This window comes from Desulfobacula toluolica Tol2, assembly GCF_000307105.1.
Classification (GTDB): Bacteria; Desulfobacterota; Desulfobacteria; order Desulfobacterales; family Desulfobacteraceae; genus Desulfobacula; species Desulfobacula toluolica.
Genome location: NC_018645.1, coordinates 3,146,766 through 3,172,602 on the forward strand (window position 1 = coordinate 3,146,766; position 25,837 = coordinate 3,172,602).

The window sequence follows — 25,837 nt, forward strand, 5'->3', positions numbered from 1 at the left end:
TGTATCTCCGAAGTCCAATATTAAAGGAACAATGAGGCAGAGGTCATAGATGGGGAAAAAAATCCGATCTTTTAAAAGGATTATCACCTTTTTTCATCAGTTCGTAAACCGAACCCGGACATTAAGAGGAAATGTTTTTCGAAAACTAAAATATTTCGGCAGGTGTTCCCGGATAAGAGTGTTCGCTGGTGCTTCTTATATAAAGAAGTGGATGATAAAAGTTGTTTTCAATATCTGTAATACAGTCTTCAGCAAAGCTTTTCTACTGAAATCCGTTATCACCTTATGCATAGGGTTATCGATCATCGTAATTCGAATTGAACAACCGGTATTTGTATATACTGAAAACATATGAAGCCATTTGCGTGCATGGATTCGGCATAAAGAAGATTCCTTCATAGACTGGACGATGAAAATGTACGAAGGCGTCACACTTAAGGATGAAAAAAAAGAAAATGCCATTGTGTGGCTGAATATTGACAACGACACCTATGAAGATAAAAAATGGAACAACCTTTTTTTTACTCCTCGGGACCAGCTTAAAGAACTTATTAAATTTTCTGTGAAGGAAGGTGCAGACATAGTCATAGTCGATGTCAATTTTGGTTATACCGTTGGTCCTGAGAGCAGTAATGATTATAAGACAGGAGATGAGGATTTTAAAAAATTTCTTGAAACATATTCTCAAAAATCCGGCCGCAAAGCTAAAATCATTCTTGCAGGCACTTTTGATTACAATGAAACCTATAGATGTGTTGAAAAACGGGAATCTTTTCTTGATGAAGTGGTTTTTGGTGATATCTATTGGGGCGATCCCATGTTTCATGTGGAAGAAGATGGTACGATACGGCGATTCCAATTATGGGAACCAATATGTTCAACAAAAAGTGGCCAGGTTATTCCATCTATTCCATTACTCATCAAAATTTTGAAGAATACCGAGGAGTCAATAAAAAAAGGATCTAATTTACATGATTTTTCTCCAGATTGTCTTAAGATAAAGCTTACCGATAAAGAAATTCGCAAGCGTATCATCTATAGCATGCCATGGAAACCTGGAAAAAAAGATCCTGTTGAAACTTCAGAATTCTTAAAGGTTATCTCAGCTGGTAAGACTTGTGATTGCAAGGCAGAAGACATAAAGGGCAAAATCGTGATGATTGGCGGAAGTCATGATGATTGCCAAGATTTTTGTAAAACCCCTTTGGGTTGGATGCCGGGATCTTTGGTCATTATCAATGCCATACACTCATTATTACATTTTGATGAAAATAAAGAAGGCTTGTGTTGGTGGAAAAAAATAAGCATTTTTACTCTGTTTGTGATTATTATATCCTTTTTTTTTACTCGATTCGATTCTTTTAAAGCATGCATTCTCTCTAATATGGCAATTGTCGTTATTCTATTATTCTTAATGATTCTCTTTCCAACTCGCCTCTTTCTCCTTAGCCCCGACGTTTTGTACAGTTTCGTTATGCCCTGGATTATTGTTAATATTTTGAATAGCCTGCTTTGCTTTAAAGATTTTATTTTTAGATCTGGAGATTGATAAATCATGAAACTGAAAAATAAATATTCGATTTTATGGACGGCAACGATCATGTTCGCAATAATTGCGGTATCTGTCTACGCTAATTTAGCAGAAAATGAAAAAAGCAAAGAAACGGTTACACTATGGGATAATAAAGTTATTAAAAACATATCACCAAAATTGGAAAATATATGTAAATGGATAACATATTTTTTGACCGAACGTCATCAGTATGAAAAACAATGTGTTAGGAAGCACCTGTATGTAAGAAACGATGGAAATGGGATATTGTCCATTCCGCTGCTGGAAGGGCCAAAGATGTTAACATCGGGAACAAGGCCATTTTATTTAACTTGGCAAGGCGGTAAACCAGCGTATCAAATTCGGCTATATCACCAATATGAACGCAGGCCCTTTATTATTCAAAAGCTGGTCGAAAATAACCTAAAGATAGATAATATCATCCTTTCACAAGGCAATTACATTATAAAAATAGAAGATGCCGAAAATAGAAAACTAAAAAAAGAATTTACCGTGGTAAACCCGAATCTGCTGCCGTGCATGCCTGACGAAGACAGACTCAGACAAAGCGGCCTGAACAAAGCCGCAAAAATTACCCTGTATGCCGCCTGGCTGGCTGCTCAAAATGATGGGAAATGGATATTCGAAAGTTATCAACGAATTGCAGGAATCACCGGCGATTACTACCCCGCATCCCTGTTGTGCAATGCCTTGGCTGAAGGTCAACGACCTGCTCTATTCCAGGGGATGAACAATGAGTAGTCAATACGCATTCAATGTCATAAAGTTAAGGAAATAACATAATCCTTTGATTTCATTGGTCTTTATGATACTTTAATAGTGATTATGCCATGATAATGATATGTAGAAAAGGAGATAAAAATGTTAAAAAATTTTCAAGAAAAGTCTAATGCTGGCATGGAACCTGCATTTCCATATTTGTGCCAAGCTTATCGAATTTTTGAAAAATATTTTATATTCGGAAGATTTTGTTAATCGAAACAAAAAATCACCCAAAGACTTTACAAGAAAACGAATTCTAACCTTTCAAACACTTATTCTTTACTTCATAAACTTGCCAAAGGGCTCATATCAGGATGAATTGGATCACTTCTTCAAGGCTTTATTTAAATCAGAGGTTGCGGTCGCAATGGTATCCAAAATGGCATTATCCCTTGCGCGAAAAAAACTAAAATATTCTGCTTTTATTGAATTGAACCCAGTGATGTCCGGTTAGTTTTTTGCATGAAAAAAAGTTCGATTTTATAGCCAATATTGTCGTTTTTTTGTTGACAAATGTGCGCAAAAATTTTGGCGTGCCTTGAAAAAATTTAATTTTCAAGGAGACCCAACATGGCGCATATCTCAATCCCTAAACATAAAATTCAGTCCCTGACTTTTGACAAGTTCAAGTTCCCTTTGGTAAAGTTGCTCACACTTGCACCCGAACTACACTCACGAGGAGACCGTCCATTAAAAATGACCTTTGAAGATCAATTAAACGCTCTGGTATACTTCCACCTCCAAGAGCACAAATCCGCCCGACATCTGATTCAAGATCTGGATGAAAATGAATTTGCCAAACAAAACATCGCTCCCGATGGTGGAATTAGCAGAAGTAGCTTCTCTGAAATAATAAATGGACGGGGCCTTGAGCAATTACAGTTCATCTTCGAAAATCTCTATAACCAGGCAGTGGGCGTGCTACCAAAAGCTCACGCTGAATTAGGTGATTTAGTCTCTATTGATGGCAGTTTGATTGATGCTGTACTCTCAATGCACTGGGCTGACTACAGAAAAAATTCTAAAAAGGCCAAAGCGCATTGTGGATTTGATATCAATCACGGCATTCCAAATAAAATATTCCTGACTGAAGGTAACGGCGGAGAGCGCCCTTTTGTGAGCCGCATCCTTTCTAAAGGGCAAACTGGTGTCATGGACCGGGGTTATCAATCTCATAAAGATTTTGATCTCCTCCAGGAAGAGAGCAAACACTTTGTCTGCCGTATTAAAGCAAGAACAACCAGGACAATAGTTAAACAAAATGCTATCAAACCCGACAGCCATGTATTCTATGATGCCGCAACGCTGCTTGGCACACCAAATCAAAACCAGACAAAAAATCCAGTACGGGTGGTCGGCTATGAGATTTCCGGGGTTAAATATTATGTTGCAACAGACCGACATGATTTAACGGCGGAACAAGTGGCAAGTGTTTATAAACTCAGGTGGACCATTGAAAATTTTTTCAAATGGTGGAAAGAACACTTAAAAGTTTACCATCTCATAGCCCGCAGTGAGTATGGTCTCATGGTTCAGATACTCGGAGGCCTTATCACATATTTACTGATGGCCATATACTGCCAGGAACAGTTTAATGAAAAAGTATCAATCAAAAGGGTCCGGCAATTGAGGACCACAATTTTGAACGAACTGATGAATGGCCAGAATCTGGACCGGGGTAATTCCAATGGGAACAATATTGTCAAAGATCAAAAAAATTTAAAGCAAGCAAAAACCTAACCGGACATCACTGAATTGAACCAGCACCTTTTTAATTTTTTTTATAAATATTTTAAAAATTCTAAAAAATGGTGCGGACTCAATCTCCTTGCGGTAGATGGTTCAACTCTTAAACTCTTTAAATATAAAAATATAGAAGATCATTTCGGCACGATGAAGCCAACGAATGGCTCCAAGGTTCCTATGGCGCGTATATCACAGATGTTTGATGTTCTAAACAAGGTAACTGTCGATGCCATTATCACCCCGTACCAAATCGGTGAAAGAGAATTGTTGTGTCAGCACATGCTAAATTTGATGCCAAATGATTTGTTGCTTTTGGACCGTGGATACCCAGCTTATTGGCTTTTTAATCTAATTTTATCAAGGGGTGGTAATTTTTGTGCCCGGATTTCTAAACAGTGGAAAATAGTACAGAATTTTATCAATTCCGGGGCAAGCGAGACCATGATAACTCTCAATGCTTCGTATCAGTCAAAAAAAGAATGCTTGGATATAGGACTTGATGTACACCCCCTACGTTTGCGTCTCATCCGTGTCGAATTGGATTCCGGCGAAATTGAAGTTCTTATTACATCACTAACCGATGAGAAACGTTATCCTAAAAAAATATTCAAGGATTTGTACCATCTACGCTGGCCAGTAGAAGTTGACTATTTATTCATGAAAGAACGTATTCAAGTCGGGAATTTTTCGGGGGAATCAGCGCTATCTGTTTATCAAGATTTCCATTCTAAGATTTTCACTAAAAATTTAATTTGGGTTCTTGCTTCACCTACTGAAGAGGCTGTAAAGCAGGCAAGTGAAGGGAACAAGCACGAACAACAGTTAAATATGACTCAGGCCATTTCAAAATCGAAAGATACGCTTATATTGCTTTTTGAAAGACCTATTGAAATGATAGCTTCACTAATTCAGCAAATCCATTCTGTTTTCATGAATGCTACTGAACCAATTCGTCCTGGTCGAAAATTCAAACGGAAACACAAAGTCAACAAACGCGAGTATCATATGAATCTAAAACCTTGTCGTTAACTTTATGACATTGAATACGCATTGAATAATGACATAAAAACCCTTCCTCTTTTCCAGCCGAAGCTGATATTAACGCTGGTTATCGTATTCTGTCTGGGAAATCTTTTGCCCGGAGACCGGAATGTGGCATGGTCGGCTGCAGAGCCCATCATAGTAACCTCGTCGGCAGACCACCGAAGCTCTCAAAGCATGGAAGCGTTCCGGCGGGGCAATTATAAACTGGCTGCGAGCCATTGGATGAAAGCTGTCAGTCTCTACAATGCATCAGGGATGATTGACGAGAAGATCAATGCCTTGATTCAGCTGGCCAATGCCTATCAGGTTTTGGGGCTGCACTGTCGTTCTTTGGAAACTCTCCGCCGTGCAGAGGAACTGACACAGGAGATCAATGATCGGGCTCGTTTGGCCGCCATTCTGGGCAGTCAAGGCAACGCGTATTTTTCGATCGGAGCGGTGAAACAAGCCGGACGTCATTTAGAGGACAGCATTGCCATGGCTCGTGAGGCAGGCAGGCCTGATATCGAAGCCGCGACCTTGAACAACCTGGGCAATCTCCTGACCGTCCAAAAAGAATATGGCGAAGCCCTTGACGAATATGACAAGTGCATCAATCTATCCAAGAAGACCGGCAATCAACTGCTTGCCACGAAAGCATTAATCAATGCTGCGAGGGCTGCGGTTCGATGGTTGAATCCCAAAGAAATGGAAACTTACCTTGAACCGGCCTTAGAGCAGACGCGAGAACTGGAGGACTCCCATGATAAAGCTTATGGACTGGTCGCCTTGGGGCAAATTTTCCACACGATTGGCTCTGAGTTTACGCACTCTCCCAATCTATGGCGAAACCGCACTTACCAGGCACTTATTGAGGCAGTCGCCATTGCTGACACAATCGGGAATCCTCGCGTGAAATCCTATGCGTTGGGTTATCTCGGGCAACTCTACGAGGATGAGAAACGCATTGATGAAGCTTTATACCTGACACGCAGAGCCATCTTCGCTGCTCAACAGGTAAGCGCTCCGGAGATCCTTTATTTGTGGCAGAGGCAAACCGGACGTCTGTTAAGGGTCAAGGGAGATATTGATGGAGCCATTGCAACATATCGGCACGCTATGAAAAATCTTCAGACAATCCGTCAGGATCTTTCCACCACTTACCAAGGCAGTGATATTTCCTTTCGAGACAGGGGCGGACAGATCTTTCTGGAGATGGCAGACTTATTGCTCAAGCGAGCTGAAACTCGCACAAATCCGACAGCTATTCAGGATGACTTGAAAGAGGTTCGGGATACAATCGAGCATTTAAGAAAAGCCGAGTTATGCGACTACTTTCAAGATCCATGCATAACGACATTGCAAGAGAAAAAAATCCAGCTTGAGCGCCTTGAAGGTATTGCAGGTCACACGGCCGTAGTATACCCGATTTTTTTTCCTGACCGCCTGGAATTACTGCTGAATCTGCCGGATGAGACGATAAAACGATTTATAGTAACAACAAACAGAAACGAGCTGAAGAAAGGGACTATAATCTTTCGCAGGGCATTAGAAAAAAACTGGAAAGAATATAAACCGTATGCCCAAAGGCTTTATAACTGGCTCATCAGGCCCCTTGAAGGTGAACTGACAGCTCGAAGAATCGACACGTTGGTCTTTATTCCAGACGACTTCCTGCGCACCATTCCCATGGCTGCCCTCCACGACGGCAACCGTTTTCTGATCGGCAAATACGCCGTGGCGATCATGCCGGGACGACTGACTTTTATTAAACCCAATTTAGTCAAAGAGGAAAAAGCCCGGCCATTGTTGACTGGCCTGACAAAATCGGTGCAAAACAATCCGCCCCTGCCAAAGGTTGCTGAGGAACTTAAAACCATTCAGGAATTATACGGAGGCAAGAAGTTGCTTGATGAGAATTTTAATATCAAAAACCTGGAGCAAGAGCTCAAAAATATTCCTTATACGATCGTCCATATGGCAACCCATGGAAAATTTAAAGATAATATCAGTGAATCCTACTTGTGGACTTACGATGGTAAACTGACCATGAATGATCTTGAAACCCTTGTCGGACTCAGTAGGTTCCGGGAAAATCCGGTGGACTTGCTGACCTTGAGTGCCTGCGAAACCGCTGCAGGGGATGACCGGGCCGCCCTCGGGCTGGCGGGTGTGGCGGTCAAGGCAGGTGCTTGTAGCGCACTTGCCTCTTTGTGGTTTGTCGGGGACGAGGTAGCGGCGCTCCTTATTCCTGAGTTCTACCGGCAACTGAAAGCACCCGGGGTGTCGAAGGCCGAGGCATTGCGGCAGGCACAGCTAAAGATGCTGACCCATGGTGTCCTTTCGGTGAGCCTGCGTGAAATTTATTCACGGGTATGTTACCAATGGTTCTCAATACAGCATGAGGTTCAGCATGAATGCTGTGAACCATAAGCCTCTGATTAATTAAAACACAGGTGTATTCAGGCAGACTGTGCCGCAAGGGTTGCAGCTGTCTCATAGTTCCAGGGCATCCATTGGGAGGGATTTTTAAACACCCGGGCAGAATATTTTTGAAGGGCCACCAGATAATTAAAGGCGTTGACCTTCATTAAACTGCAGGTGTGAATTATGCTCATGAACATATCCCCGATATAGGCCCCATGTTCTGTCTTATAGAACATTGAGTTTTTTCTATGGAGGATAAAGCGTTTCAAGCATTGTTCGCAAATATTATTATCAAGTGGGGCTCCGGGAACTCTCAGAAATTGAGTCAGCTCATGCCAGTGTTTGATCATATAGGTGATCGCATTCCCAAGCCCGGAATTGGGTTCCACCAGTTTGTCTTTGATCTGGGTGTCGAGCCATGAACGTAAAGCGTTCATCTGTGAACCACTATGGACCTGGTGAAATGCCAGCCGCTGATCTGCTGTCATGTTTTGTTCTTTAGCTTGAGCATCCACATGATAAACTTCTGCCAACGTCTCAATGACATGGCGGCATTCGTCCGGGAAGCTGGAGATTACGTCGATAAAACCTCTGCGGGCGTGGGTAATGCAATGGCACAGGATAATTTTAAATTCACTGGACATGTTTCTTGAAAGAGAATCACACATTTGAATCGGAGGGTCTTTTTCTCCATCCCGCATTTCATAAAGGGAAGCGATGTTTTCTCCTGCATGATTACGACCGGTGTAGAAGATGGCAATCCTTTTCCCTTCTTCAAGCAGGGAAATGATACCCGATGTAAAGATGCCGGTACGCTCATCCTTATCCCGTGTTTTGTTTTCCTGGATCAGATCCAGAATTTTCATGGTGGTATCATCATTGTGAAGGACCTCACCCTGGGCTGCCTGGCGTTTTAATTCCTCAAATGCCGGGTAAATCAGATCTGCCTGGGATTCTATTTTTTCCCACTGGGTGGATGCCGGCAGGGGTATGCCCAGACTTTCCTGGAGTTTTTCCAGGCGATACCAGGGAAAACCGTAGCCATATTTTAAAACTGCCATCATGGCCTTGGCCGTTTCATCATAATGTTTTCCGGTAATGCCTTCCGGAGCCGCTGCCGTGAACACCTTCCCGCACAGGTTACAACGCAGTTTTTCAAGGTTATAAATCGTTGCATTGATGGGGGGTTGGCCCTTCAGGTAGATGGCAATGCCCGATTTTTTCATCGGGTAGAGCTTGCCGGTGAAGCATAGAGGACAGGAATCCTTGGGTTTAAACTTTTCATGGGATATGAACTTTTGATCGGCTTCAGTATATTTGGAAGCAGGTATCTTTCCATGTCCTTTTTTCTTTTTTTCAGGTTTGGTTTTGGGTGGTTTTTTATCCTTTTTTTTCGGCTCTGTTTCTTTTGAGTTTTCATCCGTTTTTTCGGGCTCGTTCTTTTTTAAAACATTATCCTTTTTTTCAGTTTTTGGGCCAAACAACATGGTAAGAAGGCGTTTTATGGACGCTGCTTTATTGTCCAGGGCCTGGGCCAGTGTCATGATGGCTTCCGTCATTGATTTGATGATCTCATAATCACCTTTATCAAGTGCATTGGCTTCCACCCTTTTCAAAAGGGCGTCAATCTCTTCCTGGGTCAACCGGATATGCTCCATGGTCTATGCGCCAATCATCCTGCTTCGAAAATCCCGGGTCAGGGGATACCCCCAGATCGCCTTGATGGATCGGGTTTTTACATGTTTTTTTTCATTCTTTCCCCGCCCGGTTGTATCGCCAAGATAGATCCAGTTGCCGGCCTTATAACAGGTACCCAAAAACCGTTCCGTGTCCACAAAGGTTTCAAGGAAATAGAGTGGATGATTATAAATCTTCTCCCAGTCCCTGGAAATATTTTTTGCCATAAGCCCCAGAAGATGAGAGGCCAGGTGGGGAACCCTGATCCAGGGCAGAATAAGAAATCGGCTGTTGTACGCTATATATTGAAGGCCTTTTACCCGATCCTCCTTGTTCCAGCCGATATATTTGTCCCTGGCACCGATATGACGGGGTGCCGACGACCATGAAAAACAAGCGATGGGCCTGTTTTGGGCATACACCATATATTTGAGCTGTTCACCCACGGGATGACAATATCCCAGGTAATGGTGGTGCTGGATCAGGCTGTTGAAAATTTTTTCCTGGTCTGTTTTTTTAACCTGCCGTATCTCCAGGGGCTTTATTCTGGACAGATCGGTCTTAACCAGGGTCTGATCCATCTCTATCTCTGGGGGCGGGGTTCTGTTTACAAACGGGTTCTTGATTTTGCACCTTGGGGGCGGAAGGGTGATATGCCCTTCCCTGTGGAGCTTAAGCATAAACCCCCTGGCCACCATGTCTCTGAGATTGCCATTGGCCTGAACCCAGTTCCATGCCTTGCACAACTCCTTTGACAGGGCGTAGCGGCTGGCATTGGGATGATTTGCCACCAGGTTATTTATAAAGGCAATATCTTCTTTTGTTACGCTCTTGCCACGGTATGTGAGTATGATGTTATTCTCCATGGCTGGTTTCTATAACACAACCGTTACTTGAACGCACGCAAAAAATAGAGCGGCAAGAAAAAATTATGCCGGAATTTTTCTCCACATGGGTGCTGCCTGGGTATGAAAAGGGTCACCGTTCCAGATCAACATTTGCAGTTCATGGGCATCCAGGGGTTTGTCAACGCCTTGGCCCTTTGTTGGCCACCAGTTAAATCTGCCTTTGGACAATCGTTTCTGGCAGAGCCAAAACCCCTGGCCATCGTAGCTTAATATTTTTATGGCAGTCCTGCGGCGGTTGAGAAAGACGAACAGACAGCCTGAAAAAGGATCTGATTTTAGAACCTTTCGGCACAATGCAGCCATTCCATCTATGCCTTTCCGAAAATCAACAGGCTCTACAGATAAAAGAATCTTCATGTGGGGAGTGATCTGAATCATGGCTGGTGTCTCCAGAATGACTTACAAATCCCAAGAATGCTCGGATCGGTTTTGCCCCGGAGGCACATCCTCATTTTTGCTCCGGTACTGTCCTCCATTTCTATTATACATTCTGAGACAGGAGATGGCGGATCCAGTTCAAATGCTATAAAAGCAGGGGAATCTTCAGGTGTTGCATCAGGCTCAACATCAATTAACGATGGAAGATGCGATTCCACATGTTGCTTAAATGCGGTATAGTTCAGGTGCAACGTTTTTGAAATCTTGTGTAGACTATGCCCCCCAATATAAAAGACTTCTGCGGCTGCCTGCCATAATGAAGCAGGGATACGTTCCCTGCCGGTTTTTGTTTTGCGCCAGAGTTGAAATTGCTGCCAGACCTCTTCCAATGCGGAAACTGCTTCTGGTGATGGTGGTGCTGATTTCATCGGTTCCTCCTATATGATCATGTTTGGAACCGATAATATCACTCTAAAAAAACTAAATCACGCAGGCTTGCCGAAGGGACACGTTGTTCTTTATATTTAATAACTTGATCAAATCCTTTACGATAGTCAACCAGAACGCTTTCAATCTCATTAATCAACGCGGCTCGTTTGGGATCCTGAATTTCCTTTTGAACCTCGGCCTGGAATCCTATCAATTTTTCCCAACGTTCATTAAATGCCTTAAGTGCTTCATCGCTGCCTGAAGTCAAATAATTTTTAACATTCATACGGGATATCAGCATATTTGTCTGCAGGCGTCCGGCAAGATTGGTATGTCTTGCCATCTCCCTATATCCCATAAAGCCGTCTGAAGAGTTCTTAAGCCCCCAATAGCCTTCAAAACCTACAATCAAAAGCAGAAAAAAGATAAGGCCAAATTCAGCTGTAATTTTTTTTCCTACTGTTATATTTTTAAACATAATTGACCCCCTTTTTATTCAGGTGTTTATTGAAATAACGGGCTTTCCAGCTTTGTTATGATTTTAGATGATTATATTTTCATGTAAACTGTTAAGATAATAAGTATTACATAAAGATCAAAAAAATGAGCATCGATTAACGAATAAGAAAACAGTACAAAAGTCCAAAATAGAAGTTAATTAGATTTTTTGAAGGTAGCAGAGATAATTGAAAAAAAAGACACAAGAGGCAAAGTGCTGGGGTGATGAATATGTTTTATCACCCCAACAACCATACCATAGTCGTTCCACCATCCCTTCAACTCTGGGTTGCAGTTTAAGCCGTAAACAGGTTCCCCCCAAGCTTACAAAAAAAAGTATAATTAAAAAGGAATGTATTTAAAAGGATAGTTACTTGTTTCCTTCAACCAATCTTTCCATTGTATCCATCTTATATTCTTAACCTCTTGCCGATTCGGTATGACATCGCCTGAAAAAAATACGACAAATTTCATTATCCCTTCTGATTACTGCATGCTCATAAGACTCTCCCGGTTCGGTATGTTCGCAGCAGGAGTTGGGCCATATAAGATTTCCTTCATCCACAAGTATAACATATTCTTCATAAACACCCTTTCAGACTCCTATAACAACCGGTTTTTGAGGATGGCGACTGGGAATTTTACCCCGGCTGCTGTTTTCTCCCCAGCGTTTGAAAAGATTATGTTGGATGCCCATGTAATCAAAAACCTTTCCAATGGTTTGATCAATGATATCATCAATAGTTTTGGGCATGTGATAAAATGATGGGACAGGGGGAAGAATGTGGGCACCTACATCAGCCGCTTGGCTCATCAATCTCAAATGCCCCTTATGTAGTGGAGTTTCTCGAACCACCAAAACAAGTTTCCGCTTTTCTTTAAGAGAAACATCCGCTGCTCTAACCAGAAGATTTTCAGTATAGGAATTGGCAATTCCGGAGAGCGTTTTTACCGTGCAAGGCACCACCACCATGCCTTCGGTCAAAAAAGAACCGCTCGCTGGTGCAGCAGCTACATTCTTGTGGTCATATGTAAAATCTGCCATGGCTGCTACATCTTCGGGTTTGTAATCTGTTTCAATCCGGATATTGAGTTTTCCAGCTTCAGAAATGATCAGATGAGTTTCGTAATCCATTTCTCTCAGATATTCAAGCATTTTTACACCATAAATAATACCACTTGCCCCTGCAAGACCTATAACAATTCTTTTTTTCATAGTGTTATCTCCATTTTATTATAAAATTAATATGTTAAAAATATTGGTACTGCCTGTTAGGCATTTCGGGTAATATGATAGTGCATAGCCTGAATACGTTTTCCTTATAAAGCAGTTTCTGAGGTGTAAATCTAAATTTTTTCAAAAGCTTTCCCAAATTTATCCAGCATGAGAAATAGGTATTAGTAAAATTGGTATTTTAGCATGTTTCAACACTTTCCTTGTAACTTGACCAGGTAAAACTTCTTTGATTAAATTTCGATAATGATAAGCCAGAACTATCATATCACAATTACCATTTTCCACTTGATCGATAATTAGCTTCGCTGTATCGCCATACTTCACTTCAATTTCAACTAGTTCCGAGGGCATAGCGGATTCGTTCTGCATGTTGGTACACAATTGTTTTAAGGTTTTTTCAATTAATCTTCTTTCTGTTTTTTTGTCAATTAAAACATCTCTAGCATCCTGGTAGCGCTTTTTCCTTAATTCTTTCCATTTTTTTTCACCAATAAGATCTACAAATTCTAATTCGTTCGGAATATTCTCAATAACATGCAGAACGGTGATTACGGCATTCAGATGAACGGCAATGTCCACTGCATGTTTGAAAGCGTAACGTGCTCCCATCGATAGATCCGTTGCAAAAATCATTTTTTTAACTTTTGAAGCCATAGTCATATCCTCAGCTTAAATAATTTGATAAACAAAATGTTTGGTTTCAGCTATTATTCTTTTGGCAGCGGATTCACTGCAGGTCCATAGTATCCTATCAAAACGGCAGTTGTTATTGTATTTGGCAGGACAGCATTTACAAAATCAAAATAATCTCCCGATTCTGGTATATCGATCTTTTCCTCTTTTAGCGCATAAAGCGTAAACACATATCTATGAGCGGAATCCGGTGGCCATGGCCCGCCGTATCCCTTATTATATCCTGGTATATTAAAGGTAAAAAAATCGCTATTCAATTCTTTTGACCCGTCAGGCAATTCTCCATCTGGACTAGTACCTTCAAGCAATCCGCTAATGGAAGAAGGAATATTATAAATAAGCCAATGGGCAAAAACTCTTGGAAATCCAATCTCTTGTGGTAGATCAGGATCAGTGACCGCCAAAGCAAAACTTTTAGTTCCCTGTGGGATGTTTTCCCAATATACTGGCGGGGAAATACTGTTCTTTTCAGCATATTTTTCTGGAATTTTACCACTGTCCCTAAATACTTTAGATTTTAATGTAAACATAGTTTTATCTCCTTTTCATTAGACATTTTCAGGAATATGTTTGGATATAGATTTTGTTTTATTTTTATAATAATTAATAAATAATATCGGAATCAATATGCCAATTCCTATAGTATCCGTTAACCAACCCGGAAAAATAAGCAAAATCCCAGTTAAAAAAAGAAATAGCTGCTCTACGAGCGTCAATCTTGTAAATACCCACTTTGATATTGCTGCAGAAAGCGCAAAAATACCTATGGTAGCAGAAATTACTGCAAATAATACGGCTTTAAAACTCCCTATCAAAAGTATGGACTGATTATAAACCATTACATACGGTATGATAAATCCTGCGATAGCATATTTAAATCCCGCAAATCCAGTTTTCAGAGGATTGCCTCCTGATATTGCAGATGCTGCATAGGACGCGACAGCTACTGGTGGTGTGAGTGCAGAGATGCATGCGAAATACACGAGAAACAGATGTGCTGCAATAATAGGAATACCAAGAGAGACTATTGCTGGACCGCACAAAACAGCAACTAGAATATAAACCACTGGCAAGGGCATACCCATACCAAGAATTAGAGCGGCCGTCATTGTCAAAATGAGAGCTAATATTAAATTCTGCTGAGATAATGCAATAACGATACTGGCAAATTTGCCACCCAACCCTGTTAACATTATTGCGCCGACGACGATGCCAGCAGATGCACAAGATGTCATAACAGCAATCGAAGTTTTTGAAGTTGCGACCATTGTGTCACAAAGTTTGGAAAAAGTTATTCGTGTTTTCTTTCGTAAGAAACTTGCCAGATATATAAAAAAAGATGCCACGATTGCCGCATATGCAGGTGGAAAGCCTCGCATTAATAAAATGATCAACAAAGCAATGGGTATTATATATTGTGTACTGATAGGAAGCGTTTTAAAGAAGCTTGGCAGATTTTCCTTTTTATACCCTTCAATGCCTTTTTTGCTTGCTTCAAAATAAATCATCAAAGTACAGGACAAGAAGTATAGGACTGCTGGGAAAATGGCCGCGACACAAATATCTGCATATGGAATCCCTGTTATTTCTGCCATAAGAAACACGGCTGTACCCATAACAGGTGGCACTAGCGCAGATCCTGTACTGGAAACGGCAGTAATCGCTCCTGAAAAAGTTGAACTGAAACCTGTCTTTTTCATCATGGGAATACTAAAGGAACCCACAGCAACCGTAGTTGCTGTGGGGCTGCCAATCATCATTCCAAACAACGCCGCAGCAACGGTACCTATATGGCCTGCGGCTCCTTTCATTCGTCCAACTAAAGACATTGAAATGTCTACGAAAAAAGTTGCTGCTCCCGAACTCTCAAGAAAGGCTCCAAAAAGTATAAATTGAATCACTAGGGTTGCCACTACGGCTATTGGCTTACCATAAATTCCATCAAGGGTGAGATACATTGATTCAACAATATCTTTGATCGTGAATCCGCTATGGCCGAACATGCCCGGGATATATTTCCCTACATAACAGTAGATAAGAGAAATTACTGCAATCCATACGAGTGACATTCCTATGGTTCTTCTTGTTGCTTCAAGCACCAGTAGAATTGCAAAAATTCCTAGAATAAATTCAATCGTTGAAACTTCTCCTATCATTGTAGGACGAATCGATATTTCATCATAGTTAATGCAAAGATAAACTCCAATCAATAAGGATAGAACCGATGGAATTATATCGAAGATTCCAATATATTTTTCCTTGCTATTTAATGGAAAATACAAAAACGTGAGGCAGAGGAATAAAGAAACTGTTACTGAATAATAAGCCAAAGGCTTTTCTATCCCGAAAAATCCAATATATATGTGATATATTGCGGTGAATATTGCGATAATATTTGCAAATTTCTTTATTCCATTGTTCATGATTATCTCCAGATTTTAAAAAAGTTTACACCGTTTCATTAAGTCTATCACAGTTAAAGATCTCAACATTAAACTGCAATAAACGGCACTGGGCTCATATCATTCTTAACCGCACAAAAACAACAAGGTATTGTGTGTTTTTAGACAGCAAAAACACAACATGTCGTATGTCGGAATAGTGTGAGCCCACTACCCAATAAACCAAAACAAAATAAATTAAACCAAATGGGGACACCCCTCTCATTGGACGGCATTAATCTATCGCTCCTATTTCCCTGTAATATTTTTTTGCACCAGGGTGTAGTTGAACGCCTCCTGTATCTGACATAAATTTCGGATTTAAATCCTTCATTGCGATATGAACAGTTTCCAAATAATTAATATTTTCATGGATCGCCTTAACAATATTGTAGACAACTGATTCATCGAGATCGGCTCTGCACATGAAAATATTTCTTGAAGCAACCGTCTTTATATCCGTATCAAGAAATTTATAGGCGCTCGATGGAATAATTGTTTTTGTAGTGCGATATTTGTTGTTTAATGAATTAATTATCTCGTCACTCAGAGGAAGTATGGTTATGTCATGAGTACTAGATAGTTCCATAAATTTTGTGGTAGGAACAGGACTGCAACCACTTAAAGAGTATAGTGTGCCTCCTCTTAACAAATTTATTGATTGACTGTAGCTGTTATAATAAATATTGCCTTTCCACTTCCTGATTTCTTGATAATCATAACCGTAAAGTTTGAACATAGCCTCGCATAAAATTTCCATAAACGACCCATTTTTATTTGGAGAATGTTTAAGAGGAAAATGTTTTACCTTGATATCTTCAAAGCTTGTTATCCCTGTTTTTTTAAGAATAACAAATTGAAAGGGCTCATCGAAGAGGCTGGTGATTGCTCTAATGTTGGGGCATATTTTTTTAAAAGGCTTTTCACCTTTAGAAGCACTCAGGACAGTGGATGATACTCCGATGGCAAAATCAGAAACCCCTTTATTTATTCGTAAGGGATTTGTTGCATCCGTACCGGTCGTTGTAGAAACTGTAGAGCCCGCCGGCAATTTTTTTCTTAGAACTTCCGCAATACCTTCTGTTACAGCTGACCATGCTCCTCCAGCAGTTCCCCCACTGATGGATAATTTTATTGGATTTTCATTTGCGAAAACATAAGTAGATTGAATTGTAACACAACATGTCATGAAAAACATAAATAAAAGGAAACTCGATGATTTAAAAAAATGTTTCAAAAGATTGACTTTCATATTTTTCTCCTTTTTATTGAATAAATTTATGTTACAGAACTTTCAAATATATCATTGAATTCAATTCAATTCATATATTCCTCAAATAATTTCAGAAGATCCTTTTTTGCTATTTTTCCTCTTTGCGTTTTTGGAATTTCAGGGATAAATAGTATGTTTTTCGGAATTTTAAAGTCGGGTAATGTTGTTTTACAGTAAGCGATAATATCAGCTTCGTCTGCCTTTGAACCGTTTTTGAGAACCACAAAGGAAAAAACCTCTTCACCATAGATTTTATCCGGGATTCCGATGGTTGCTGCTTCACTTATTTCCGGATGAGTCAGTAGGCAGGCAGTGATTTCCAAAGGAGATATATTTATACCACCTCGTATAATCAGTTCTTTTTTTCGTCCCTTGATATAAATATAACCTTCCTCATCCATGAAACCAAGATCTCCAGTAGCAAAACCTTCTTTAGAAAATTCTTCAATGCTGCCATCTCCATTAAGATAGCTTAAGCCCATCGTCTTTCCTTTTATCCTCATTTCACCAATTTCACCTGGTTCGCACCTGAGGCCATTGTTCTTTACAAAGAAGACTTCTTTGTATTTGAGAGGCAAACCGACGGAGCCTCTTTTCTTTCTCTCTGGAGGATTAAAAAGCATCCATCCTGCTTCACTCATGCCCATTCCCTGCACTATGGGGATCCCGTACATTTCTTCAAACTTGAGCTGCGTTTCCATAGGCAGCGGGGCAGAACTGGATGTGATGAATCGCAAATTAGGCACATCCTCCTTGCACAAAGACACTGGCTTGTTTACCATCATACTCAAAACTGCTGGCACGCCCGATGAAACGGTGATGTTGTTTTCTTTCAGCCAATTCGGAAAATTGCTCAGTGAGAATTTCTTCCCGAAAAATAGGGAATTGCCCTTCATCATACTTGTAAGAATGGTCAGGAGCTGTGAAGAAAGCCAATTGTATGCCCTGTATTCTAAAACACAATCTTTTTCAGTAATTCCTGTTCTTTTCGATATTTCTTCCACCATGTAAAACAATACATCCCGAGAAATAAAAATGCCTTTAGGCAGTTCTGTGGTGCCTGAAGTGTATACAATCTCAGCAATATCATTTCTATCTCCGAGATGATCGTTAAATGTAACGGATTGGTCTTTTAAATGCTCAGAAAACTCGCATTCTGCAGAATCATTTTCGAAAAATTCAGAAAAAGAAATCCATTGTACGGGGGGGCCGTTTTTCTTATCAAGATTCAAGTCACTATCGTAAAGAACGAGCTTTATCTGTGCGAGGCGTAAAATTCGGTGGAGATTATCTTGGCTCTCTTCTGAAAAAATGGGAAGGAGGATAGCTCCATATTTTAATACGCCAAAATAGATAATCATATTTTCTATCGAGTTTTTACCGATCAACGCGACTTTATCGCTTTTCAACAATTTTTGGCTTTTTAAAAAATTGGCTACTTTGTTGCAATATTCATTCATTTTATGAAAGCTTATTTTCTTATTTTGATCTAAACTTTCGATAAAAATTTTGTGACCTAAATTCTTGGCGTTATTTTCAATTATACTGTGCCAGCTTTCATATTTAGGCTCAGGCTCGTTTAATTTCATTTTTTTAGGAATCTCCTCACTCATAAGAATACACAATCTGCTGGTAAAGGCTACCCGGCAGCAGAAAGACTCCTGCTGAACCGGATAGCGATATTGTCCCTATTGTCCTGTTTTAGAAAGAATTTTTACCCATCCGCTCATAAAGGATTCACCTTTTTTGATTTGTTCATCACTAAAGAAATTTTTTATTAAAACTTTATCTACTGCATAAGTCGGACGATGGAAATCCTCTTCATATCCGAATGGAATCGTCGCATCAATAGCCATTCCACCCTCAAAACGAGTGTTGGATGCTGTCCAGTCTTTTTCCCCGGCAGTCATTCGTTCAGCAGGCATAAAGGTTTGGCCAATACCACCGGGTACAGGACTAATAATATCAGTCTTCGGATTTACTCTAGTTGTGACTGCCCACATAATATCCTCCATGCTATTAATATCCACGTCCGTATCAATGGCAATGGCTATTCGCATTCCTTGATTGCAACTCATAATGGCAGTAAGAAAATTTCTCTGCCAGCCTTCTTCTATAATACTTCGTTTCTTAACTTGAATGACGCATCCTCCCCAGTCGGTAAAACAATAAGGTATGCTAACATCCTGAACTATACCAGGTTGAAGCCGTTCACAAAGTTCATAGATTGCAGCCTCTCTGACCGTCGTATCAATATTGCTGTCATCCATAGTATGAACACCAAGGGGGAATATGATTGGTTTCGATTCTGGTTTTCGCATAGTTATTGCCGTGACATGAAACGTTGATGTTTTGTAAGCCTTCCCTTGGTATCCTGCCCACTCTGGGTGAAACCATGCCTTTCCTTGAAGGCCCTGTTTCTCTGCCTCGGTTGTTTCCCAACGCCGGTCTTTTGGTTTTAAATAACCTTCAAGGACCACTTCGGCATCTGCAAGCGCATAGGCATCAACAGTACGACATTTGACGATTCTAAGTGGTTCTCCTTGAAGTGCACCTGCAATCCCCAATTCGTCACATCCTTTTGGGAGAATGACATAATCAAACCCTGAGCCTGCCATTAAATTGGCTGCCGGTGGGATTCCAAAGCACATGGTAATAGGTATCCCTTCCGGTTTATTATAGTGTTCAACCTGCAATTGCCACATATGAGAGCCTGGAGCTGCCTGAAAAGTCCCCACATTTCCCCATCGAAAACTCATTCGATTATACCCCACATGGGATCCTTCCTTAAAATATTTCCCAACGACCACGCTTTGTCCGCTGCCAATAGTAAACTCATCTTCCAAAGGGGTATGCTTTATCGCTAACAACCATTTGTTAACATCCAAATCATCTGTTATGACGAATTCTTGTACCGGTGCCTCATCCTGATCGATTTCGATTGGAGGCAATGGATGGGTAAGAGCATATGAAATATCTTTTGTCCTCTCAGTATCGTTCTCCCACCCAAACATTTTATTCATAACGGATGTATTTCCGAAAAGATTTGTAACCGCTCTAAGATGGGGATAATTCTTAACATTATTGAAAAGCATTGGCAGACTTCCGTCGAGATGCTTTTCCAGAGCGGTAATTTCTAAATCCGGGTTCACTTCTACATCAGTTTCCAACAAAAGCCCTTCGGATTTCAACCATTCAAGTGCTCCACGCAGATCTTTACTTTGATTATTGTTTGTTTTTAGCATGACTCATCCTTTCTGATATATGGTTTTTATTAATGTTATTCATAATCTTTTATGTGGATAAAGGTCAAAGCATCTAAATTTATAGGGATATAAATAATTTTATGATCGTGTTGTTCGCTTCTTTCATGTAAATATATAGTTCCGAGACGAATCCGATTTCTAAGGAGACCCAAGGCCTCTGGAAAAAACAGAAACAGGTCATTACCAGACTCCATATCAAAACAGCAGATGCCAGGAACCATTTTTTTCAAAAGTTTTCCACGACCATGTCCTCATCTGCAAAAGGAACTATGAAAGAAAGGGTACTTGCCCAGATTCGTACGGAAATGCACGCTAAAGATTTTAAAAAAGATCTGCGTACTTCCCTATTCCGATGGCACCCCTGAAATGACCGCAGAAATACGAAGGCTTGCTTTATGTTTCAAAATGCTGACGTAAAGTGCTCACACAAAGCATTTGGTGCCCATCCTTGGGAATACAACTGCGCGTCCATAAAGCATCACAGTTTCATTCTGGAAAAGAACAAATGTAGTCCAAATTTCTACAATCCTGTCCAGCCAGTGACCATACAGATGCCCGGAAAAAATGAAGAAACGCGTTGTAACCGGCTGTATCAAGACACCAAAATCGGCAAAAAGAAGTAACACCACTCATCATAGTTGAACGTCTTGAAAAAGCCTTGCGGAAAAACATCAGAGTCTGGTAAATACACCAGACTATTTTGAATCCTTGAGGAATGAGGCGGCCGAAAAGCTTTTGTATATCTATGATATAATAAAGTTTTTTGTAAATTGCCACAATTGTTATTAATGAGAGACCGTATAATTACTCATTATGATTGTGCTTAACATAATGAGTAAAATGATAGGGAAATTTGGATTAATTTTCAAGCTGCTATACCTTTTCATCGTTACAATAATCCGGGAAGGCAGGATTTAATCAAAGAAATTGTGGCTCACGAGATTATTATTGGAATTGAGTATATTATGTTGATTTAAAAAAAGGCTCATGTTGGATTCCGGGGTCTTGATGTGGTGAAGGAAGATTTTACATTTTCCAATCCATGAAAGGAGCCCACCAAATGCAGGTAAACATAAAGAATTTGATTGATGACACACAATGTTATGACACTGTAAGAGAGTTGCGCTGGCCAGAAGGAAGAGCGTGTCCGTTTTGTGAATCCCGGCGAGTTATCAGAAGAGGTTTCGATGAAAAAGAGTCTGCCAGGCAGCGCTATGAGTGTAAAAAATGCGGAAAACGCTTTGACGACCTTACCGGCACGATCTTTTCCGGGCATCATCAACCCCTTAAAGTCTGGATTTTGTGCCTCTACTTCATGGGATTGAACCTGTCCAATGACCAAATTGCAAAAGAATTGGGGCTTAACCGCAGCGACGCCCATCAAATGACCAGCCAGCTTCGTGACGGGGTTGTCAAAAAAAACCAAAAATAATCCTCTATGATGAGGTTGAGTTTGATGAAGTCTATATTGTGGCAGGACATAAAGGCAATCCTGAAGCCGTAGCCCGGAAAGGTAGAAAGGGCCGAAGAAACAGGTTGAAGGGAGCACCTGGCCGGGGCACACAGGAAAAAGAGAAGCCACCGGTTTTCGGGATGATTCAACGATGTAGAGATGTGGTAATCCAAATGCTTGCCGATGTCCGTCAGAAAACCATTGAGCCTCTGATAAAAGCTACTGTATTGTCGGGGACTTTAGTTTATACCGATGAATATGCAATCTATAATCGGCTGAATGATTGGGGATACGAGCACGAGAGTGTGAACCATGGGAAAGGGGAGTATGCAAGGGATGACGATGGGGATGGATTCCATGAAGTCCATGTCAACACGATGGAAGGCTTCTGGTCTCTTTTGCGAAGCTGGCTTCGACCGCATCGGGGTATCTCACAGGAAAAACTCCCTTTATATTATCTTGGTTTTTTTGAATTTATTCATAATGCCAGGAAGCGCGGCAAAGCCTTGCTTCACTCTCTGATTGAACTGCTCATTGAATAAGACCCTGGAATCCATATATGGACCCCGAAAACTGGACAATGTGTTAAGATAAAATATAACAGTCCAGAAAGGGGATATTTTGAAACGGAAAAACTATAGTAAAGAATTAAAAAGCAAGGTCGCATTGGCAGCCATAAAAGGAAATCAAACTGTCAATGAGATAGCCTCTGAGTTCGGCATTCATGCCAGTCTTGTAAATCGGTGGAAAAAGGAAGCCATAGAAGCCCTGCCATTGGTTTTTGGCAATAGCAAGGCAAAACAAACCAAAGAAGCCGAAATTGAGCGAGACCGTCTTTATCAAAAGGTTGGTAAACTCCAGGTTGAACTGGATTGGTTAAAAAAAAACACCGGACACCTTTAATGAGTATTGAAGAGAAAAAACAGCGAATTCAACCCAAGCACTCTAAAATCAGTATTCAAAGGCAATGTGAGTTGTGATAGGACTGCCTCGTTCCAGTTATTACCGTGAAAGCCTGGGGGAACAGGAAACGCCTGAAAATATTGAGCTAATGAAACTCATTGACATTGAATATACTGAACATCCGTTCTATGGTACCCGCCAAATGCGCAATGTTCTGAGACGCAAAGGATATAAGATTAACCGAAAACGGGTTCAGCGATTGATGCGGAAAATGGGAATTCAATCCATTGCACCGAAGCCGAATACCAGTAAGGCTCATCCCCAAAATAAAGTGTATCCATATCTTTTGAGAAATTTTGATGTAACCAGATCAAATCAGGTGTGGTCTACGAATATAACCTATATCCCACTTTCTGGTGGTTCCATTTATCATCACACCGCTTCTCAAGATGATGCCGATTATGCGCAGAATGCGCTTATCTGACACGTGGCCCGAAAGCAGACAAATGAGTCGGTCATGATTAACTCGATCAAAAAATTTAGACAGGTCAATATCCACCACATATTCTTTTCCACTTTTAACTATCTTTTGTGCCGCTTCAACCGCCTTTTGCGGACTGTAGCCGGGACGAAAACCATAGCTGTTATCAGAAAATGTGGGATCAATTATCGGTTCCAGAAGGTGCTTCATCGTGGCATGCACAACCCTGTCCCGAATACAGGGAATCCCCAGCAAGCGAACACCGGTATTACCTGGTTTTGGTATTTCCACCCGTTTCACCGGGCTTGGTTTATAACACCAGCTTTTAAGGTCCTTACTCAGCTGGGTCAGCTCTTCATCTATTCGGCTTTCAAATTCTGCAACGGTTACACCATCAACACCTGGTGCCCCGCCGTTCCTTTTCACTGCCTCGAAACCGGTCAACAGGTCTCCCTGATCACACAATTTCTCGAAGAGACTTCTTTCATCGGCGAACAGGCTAAGTTGTCTCATTTTGCTTTTCATTGTGGGTTGCTTTGTCATCGTTCCGCGTTTCCTTTGTTATCACAGGATATATACGTCTCCCCTTCAAAGGAAACTCCTATGGCTGAACTCCTTCAACCGCTATTCTGAGATTCCTTATACCAGTTCCATGTTCCGCCCTTCGGCTCCAACATTTCTGTCACTTTCCAGCAGTTTTACCCTCTGATACGTCACCGCATCTTCATCGGCTACCGGTTTTACGCCTACTATGGCTTCATCTGAAAACCCTCTGTCCATAACGGCTACATTTCTGTTCCGCTTAGGGCTTGGCTGTCGTAGTTACAGCGGCTCGGTACAGACGGCTCTTCACCGGGTAAGGTCATACACTTTCATTGCCCACCCACCTCTCATACCCTGCGGAATTACGGAAAGGATTTCGGGCTTCGATAATCGGAGGTATCTCGCCCATTCCGCCTGGCCTACCGGAGGTTCACACCAAGTTTGGGTGACAAATTTGACGCAGGCTTCCTTCAGATCCCTCATTGGCTTTCCATCACCGGTTGTTCCCTCTTCGGGCAGATCCGGAAAGTTTCTTCGGGCACCCTTGCCGTTGTCTATACATTCCCTCCTTTCAGGGCTGTAGCTGGACTTTCACCAACAAGTTTATGACCATGCCGGTCACACTCCGACGGGCAGATTTTGGGGTGCCCATTCTCAGGGCCTGGCTTCCACTTCCGCTAGTCACCGAAGCAAATCGGAGAGCTGAGCCATGACACAGAATTATGAACACTCCCAAAAATGGAAAATGACGCTTAAATTGAATGAAAAACTGTCTTGACATTGGGGTCCACTATACTATTGTCCTCAAGCCATGGCTGAATGTATTCATCAATGTGCTCTAAAAATATTTTTGAAGCCTGTGGAAGTTCGTAATTTCGCAGGTAAACGATATAAATATCTAACAAAAATTTGTGATTTTTAATGGGAATAACTATTAATGAACCCTCGTCAATTTCCTTTTTAACTGAGGCTTTTACAACAAATGAGATTATTTGTCCATTTTTTACATGTTCCTTTATAAAGTCCATGTTACTTGTTTTAGCAAAGATATTTAAGTTTAAACCATTTTTGGAAATACTCTTCATTACAATTTTATATGTACCCGAACCGGATTCTTTCATTATGATTGGCCAATTTTCAATTTCTTTTAAAAGAATTCCTGTTTTTTTGGATAAAGGATGGGTAGGAGATGCTATTAAAACAACCTTTTCAAACATAAGTGGTCTGAAGATCAGATCGGAATTTTCCTCAACTTTGCTTATAATGGTCAGTGAATTTCTAAAATTTATCAAGCTGTTGCTTATATTTAATGAACTTCCTTCATCTAAATCTATTGTTACTTCAGGAAAGGCGTCTAAAAATGGTTTTAATATAATGGGCATCAGAAATCGTGCATATGTTTTTGTAGTGCCTATGCGAAGGGAAATCTTCTTAAATTTATGGATCCCGTTAATTTTATTTTCTAATTGTCGCTCCAGTTCAAATATTCTTGAAGCATATGTGAATATTTTTTCTCCCTCTTCAGTAAGGTGGATCTCTCCTTTGACTCTGCTGAAAACCTTTAGATTAAAAGATTCCTCAAAAAGTTTTATTTGCGCTGAAACAGCTGGCTGGCTTATAAACAAATTATCTGCTGCACGAGAAAAATTAAGATTTTTAGCAACTTCATAAAAGCATCTTAGTTGATGTAAGTTAAGCATTTTGTAAATTCCTCCTGGCTGATTTGGTGAAAAATAATTAATCTCAACACAATTATTGAGATATTGCTGGATAATGCAGCCATTTAATTCACCCCATCGTAATTTTCATTATCCTTATTAATCTTTCCAACTTGTCAAACAGCTTTTTGTATACTCTCCTTTTATCAGAAAAAAATTATCCCATGAGGTTATGGCCCTTACCACGACATAAGATTCTTACCGCAAAATAGTAATTATTATTACAACCAAGCTGCTTTAGTCAACTGATACCGTTTTCCCAAATCCACCGCCTGATTTTGTAAATACCCGTCCAAAGGAAATTCGGGAAGATTTTTTTCTTGGCGGGAGCTGATTTCGGTGGGGCTCATCCGTTTTTGGATTCAGGCCCTTGTATGCCCCTGGCTCGGGCCTTTTTTAGGCGCACCT

General features: G+C 40.8%; 24 protein-coding genes. 9 read left to right on the top strand and 15 right to left on the bottom strand.

The genetic code is table 11. From position 1 onward, the window contains the following. Positions 1 to 361 precede the first annotated feature (361 nt). The 5 genes from TOL2_RS14340 to TOL2_RS14365 all read left to right on the top strand — a co-directional run bounded on the left by TOL2_RS14340 (position 362) and on the right by TOL2_RS14365 (position 7,537). Positions 362 to 1,549 carry a CHASE2 domain-containing protein gene (locus TOL2_RS14340; RefSeq protein WP_269764179.1) on the top strand — a complete coding sequence of 396 codons (1,188 nt, stop codon included), beginning with the start codon at positions 362 to 364 and terminating at the stop codon, positions 1,547 to 1,549. A gap of 6 nt (positions 1,550 to 1,555) precedes the next feature. Beyond that, positions 1,556 to 2,314, top strand: a complete 759-nt coding sequence (locus tag TOL2_RS14345; protein ID WP_014958126.1) for a hypothetical protein — start codon at positions 1,556 to 1,558, stop codon at positions 2,312 to 2,314. 591 nt (positions 2,315 to 2,905) lie between these two features. After that, entirely contained in the window at positions 2,906 to 4,075 is a 1,170-nt protein-coding gene (locus TOL2_RS14355; RefSeq protein WP_014955937.1) for an IS4 family transposase, read from the top strand. Between the two features lie 15 nt (positions 4,076 to 4,090). Next, the gene (locus TOL2_RS14360; RefSeq protein ID WP_014958128.1) at positions 4,091 to 5,110 is read left to right on the top strand and encodes an IS4 family transposase; all 1,020 of its coding nucleotides are present in this window, start codon (positions 4,091 to 4,093) and stop codon (positions 5,108 to 5,110) included. Positions 5,111 to 5,131: 21 nt separating this feature from the next. Further along, positions 5,132 to 7,537 carry a CHAT domain-containing protein gene (locus TOL2_RS14365; RefSeq protein WP_014958129.1) on the top strand — a complete coding sequence of 802 codons (2,406 nt, stop codon included), beginning with the start codon at positions 5,132 to 5,134 and terminating at the stop codon, positions 7,535 to 7,537. A 29-nt stretch (positions 7,538 to 7,566) separates the two neighbouring features. Here the strand turns inward: TOL2_RS14365 and tnpC are convergent, their stop codons facing one another. The 12 genes from tnpC to TOL2_RS14425 all read right to left on the bottom strand — a co-directional run bounded on the left by tnpC (position 7,567) and on the right by TOL2_RS14425 (position 20,310). Then, positions 7,567 to 9,189, bottom strand: coding sequence for an IS66 family transposase (gene tnpC / locus TOL2_RS14370; protein ID WP_014958130.1), 1,623 nt, complete (start codon positions 9,187 to 9,189; stop codon positions 7,567 to 7,569). 3 nt (positions 9,190 to 9,192) lie between these two features. Next, entirely contained in the window at positions 9,193 to 10,074 is an 882-nt protein-coding gene (locus TOL2_RS14375; protein WP_014958131.1) for a DUF4338 domain-containing protein, read from the bottom strand. A 63-nt stretch (positions 10,075 to 10,137) separates the two neighbouring features. Then, positions 10,138 to 10,494, bottom strand: coding sequence for an IS66 family insertion sequence element accessory protein TnpB (gene tnpB, locus TOL2_RS14380; RefSeq protein WP_014958132.1), 357 nt, complete (start codon positions 10,492 to 10,494; stop codon positions 10,138 to 10,140). Continuing rightward, positions 10,491 to 10,922 carry a hypothetical protein gene (locus TOL2_RS14385; RefSeq protein ID WP_041279544.1) on the bottom strand — a complete coding sequence of 144 codons (432 nt, stop codon included), beginning with the start codon at positions 10,920 to 10,922 and terminating at the stop codon, positions 10,491 to 10,493. Before TOL2_RS14385 ends, tnpB begins: the two co-directional genes overlap by 4 nt. A gap of 38 nt (positions 10,923 to 10,960) precedes the next feature. Beyond that, positions 10,961 to 11,401, bottom strand: coding sequence for a CHASE3 domain-containing protein (locus TOL2_RS14390; protein ID WP_014958133.1), 441 nt, complete (start codon positions 11,399 to 11,401; stop codon positions 10,961 to 10,963). A gap of 615 nt (positions 11,402 to 12,016) precedes the next feature. After that, entirely contained in the window at positions 12,017 to 12,637 is a 621-nt protein-coding gene (locus tag TOL2_RS14395) for a UbiX family flavin prenyltransferase (protein ID WP_014958134.1), read from the bottom strand. 159 nt (positions 12,638 to 12,796) lie between these two features. Next, complete coding sequence (locus tag TOL2_RS14400; RefSeq protein WP_014958135.1) at positions 12,797 to 13,312, bottom strand: universal stress protein; 516 nt, start codon at positions 13,310 to 13,312, stop codon at positions 12,797 to 12,799. A gap of 53 nt (positions 13,313 to 13,365) precedes the next feature. Then, positions 13,366 to 13,881 carry a YbhB/YbcL family Raf kinase inhibitor-like protein gene (locus TOL2_RS14405; RefSeq protein WP_014958136.1) on the bottom strand — a complete coding sequence of 172 codons (516 nt, stop codon included), beginning with the start codon at positions 13,879 to 13,881 and terminating at the stop codon, positions 13,366 to 13,368. 18 nt (positions 13,882 to 13,899) lie between these two features. Further along, positions 13,900 to 15,774: a TRAP transporter permease gene (locus tag TOL2_RS14410; protein ID WP_014958137.1), complete on the bottom strand. Its 1,875-nt coding sequence runs from the start codon at positions 15,772 to 15,774 to the stop codon at positions 13,900 to 13,902. 253 nt (positions 15,775 to 16,027) lie between these two features. Further along, on the bottom strand, positions 16,028 to 17,044 hold the full coding sequence (locus tag TOL2_RS14415; protein ID WP_014958138.1) for a TAXI family TRAP transporter solute-binding subunit: 1,017 nt from the start codon (positions 17,042 to 17,044) through the stop codon (positions 16,028 to 16,030). A 65-nt stretch (positions 17,045 to 17,109) separates the two neighbouring features. Continuing rightward, positions 17,110 to 18,678, bottom strand: a complete 1,569-nt coding sequence (locus tag TOL2_RS14420) for a class I adenylate-forming enzyme family protein (protein WP_014958139.1) — start codon at positions 18,676 to 18,678, stop codon at positions 17,110 to 17,112. A gap of 75 nt (positions 18,679 to 18,753) precedes the next feature. Further along, positions 18,754 to 20,310 (bottom strand): UbiD family decarboxylase, encoded by a 1,557-nt coding sequence (locus tag TOL2_RS14425; RefSeq protein WP_014958140.1) that lies wholly within the window; start codon positions 20,308 to 20,310, stop codon positions 18,754 to 18,756. Positions 20,311 to 21,391: 1,081 nt separating this feature from the next. On the opposite strand from TOL2_RS14425, the gene TOL2_RS25255 reads away from it, so the two are divergent. From TOL2_RS25255 to TOL2_RS26040, 4 genes are all read left to right on the top strand, one after another. Continuing rightward, on the top strand, positions 21,392 to 21,763 hold the full coding sequence (locus tag TOL2_RS25255) for a transposase (protein ID WP_041280036.1): 372 nt from the start codon (positions 21,392 to 21,394) through the stop codon (positions 21,761 to 21,763). 38 nt (positions 21,764 to 21,801) lie between these two features. After that, a complete protein-coding gene (locus TOL2_RS25260; RefSeq protein ID WP_014958142.1) occupies positions 21,802 to 22,326 on the top strand; it encodes an IS1595 family transposase in 525 nt (174 codons plus the stop codon). A 79-nt stretch (positions 22,327 to 22,405) separates the two neighbouring features. Next, complete coding sequence (locus TOL2_RS14450; protein ID WP_014958143.1) at positions 22,406 to 22,687, top strand: IS3 family transposase; 282 nt, start codon at positions 22,406 to 22,408, stop codon at positions 22,685 to 22,687. Between the two features lie 148 nt (positions 22,688 to 22,835). Then, positions 22,836 to 23,171: an IS3 family transposase gene (locus tag TOL2_RS26040; RefSeq protein WP_408605421.1), complete on the top strand. Its 336-nt coding sequence runs from the start codon at positions 22,836 to 22,838 to the stop codon at positions 23,169 to 23,171. Here TOL2_RS26040 and TOL2_RS14455 read toward each other — a convergent pair. From TOL2_RS14455 to TOL2_RS14460, 3 genes are all read right to left on the bottom strand, one after another. Then, positions 23,058 to 23,681 (bottom strand): reverse transcriptase domain-containing protein, encoded by a 624-nt coding sequence (locus TOL2_RS14455; RefSeq protein WP_083863918.1) that lies wholly within the window; start codon positions 23,679 to 23,681, stop codon positions 23,058 to 23,060. The genes TOL2_RS26040 and TOL2_RS14455 overlap by 114 nt on opposite strands. 126 nt (positions 23,682 to 23,807) lie before the next feature. After that, positions 23,808 to 23,948 carry a hypothetical protein gene (locus tag TOL2_RS24940; protein ID WP_158406123.1) on the bottom strand — a complete coding sequence of 47 codons (141 nt, stop codon included), beginning with the start codon at positions 23,946 to 23,948 and terminating at the stop codon, positions 23,808 to 23,810. A 515-nt stretch (positions 23,949 to 24,463) separates the two neighbouring features. Beyond that, positions 24,464 to 25,411, bottom strand: coding sequence for a LysR family transcriptional regulator (locus TOL2_RS14460; protein ID WP_014958146.1), 948 nt, complete (start codon positions 25,409 to 25,411; stop codon positions 24,464 to 24,466). Between the last annotated feature and the right edge of the window lie 426 nt (positions 25,412 to 25,837).

Bases quoted from the DNA above. Each gene is read 5' to 3' on its own strand.
- TOL2_RS14345 (WP_014958126.1), top strand. From the start codon at position 1,556: ATGAAACTGAAAAATAAATATTCGATTTTATGGACGGCAACGATCATG.
- TOL2_RS14355 (WP_014955937.1), top strand. From the start codon at position 2,906: ATGGCGCATATCTCAATCCCTAAACATAAAATTCAGTCCCTGACTTTT.
- tnpC (WP_014958130.1), bottom strand. From the start codon at position 9,189: ATGGAGCATATCCGGTTGACCCAGGAAGAGATTGACGCCCTTTTGAAA.
- TOL2_RS14375 (WP_014958131.1), bottom strand. From the start codon at position 10,074: ATGGAGAATAACATCATACTCACATACCGTGGCAAGAGCGTAACAAAA.
- tnpB (WP_014958132.1), bottom strand. From the start codon at position 10,494: ATGATTCAGATCACTCCCCACATGAAGATTCTTTTATCTGTAGAGCCT.
- TOL2_RS14385 (WP_041279544.1), bottom strand. From the start codon at position 10,922: ATGAAATCAGCACCACCATCACCAGAAGCAGTTTCCGCATTGGAAGAG.
- TOL2_RS14390 (WP_014958133.1), bottom strand. From the start codon at position 11,401: ATGTTTAAAAATATAACAGTAGGAAAAAAAATTACAGCTGAATTTGGC.
- TOL2_RS14395 (WP_014958134.1), bottom strand. From the start codon at position 12,637: ATGAAAAAAAGAATTGTTATAGGTCTTGCAGGGGCAAGTGGTATTATT.
- TOL2_RS14400 (WP_014958135.1), bottom strand. From the start codon at position 13,312: ATGGCTTCAAAAGTTAAAAAAATGATTTTTGCAACGGATCTATCGATG.
- TOL2_RS14405 (WP_014958136.1), bottom strand. From the start codon at position 13,881: ATGTTTACATTAAAATCTAAAGTATTTAGGGACAGTGGTAAAATTCCA.
- TOL2_RS14410 (WP_014958137.1), bottom strand. From the start codon at position 15,774: ATGAACAATGGAATAAAGAAATTTGCAAATATTATCGCAATATTCACC.
- TOL2_RS14415 (WP_014958138.1), bottom strand. From the start codon at position 17,044: ATGAAAGTCAATCTTTTGAAACATTTTTTTAAATCATCGAGTTTCCTT.
- TOL2_RS14420 (WP_014958139.1), bottom strand. From the start codon at position 18,678: ATGAGTGAGGAGATTCCTAAAAAAATGAAATTAAACGAGCCTGAGCCT.
- TOL2_RS14425 (WP_014958140.1), bottom strand. From the start codon at position 20,310: ATGCTAAAAACAAACAATAATCAAAGTAAAGATCTGCGTGGAGCACTT.
- TOL2_RS25255 (WP_041280036.1), top strand. From the start codon at position 21,392: ATGCAGGTAAACATAAAGAATTTGATTGATGACACACAATGTTATGAC.
- TOL2_RS26040 (WP_408605421.1), top strand. From the start codon at position 22,836: ATGAAACTCATTGACATTGAATATACTGAACATCCGTTCTATGGTACC.
- TOL2_RS14455 (WP_083863918.1), bottom strand. From the start codon at position 23,681: ATGAGACAACTTAGCCTGTTCGCCGATGAAAGAAGTCTCTTCGAGAAA.
- TOL2_RS24940 (WP_158406123.1), bottom strand. From the start codon at position 23,948: ATGGACAGAGGGTTTTCAGATGAAGCCATAGTAGGCGTAAAACCGGTA.
- TOL2_RS14460 (WP_014958146.1), bottom strand. From the start codon at position 25,411: ATGCTTAACTTACATCAACTAAGATGCTTTTATGAAGTTGCTAAAAAT.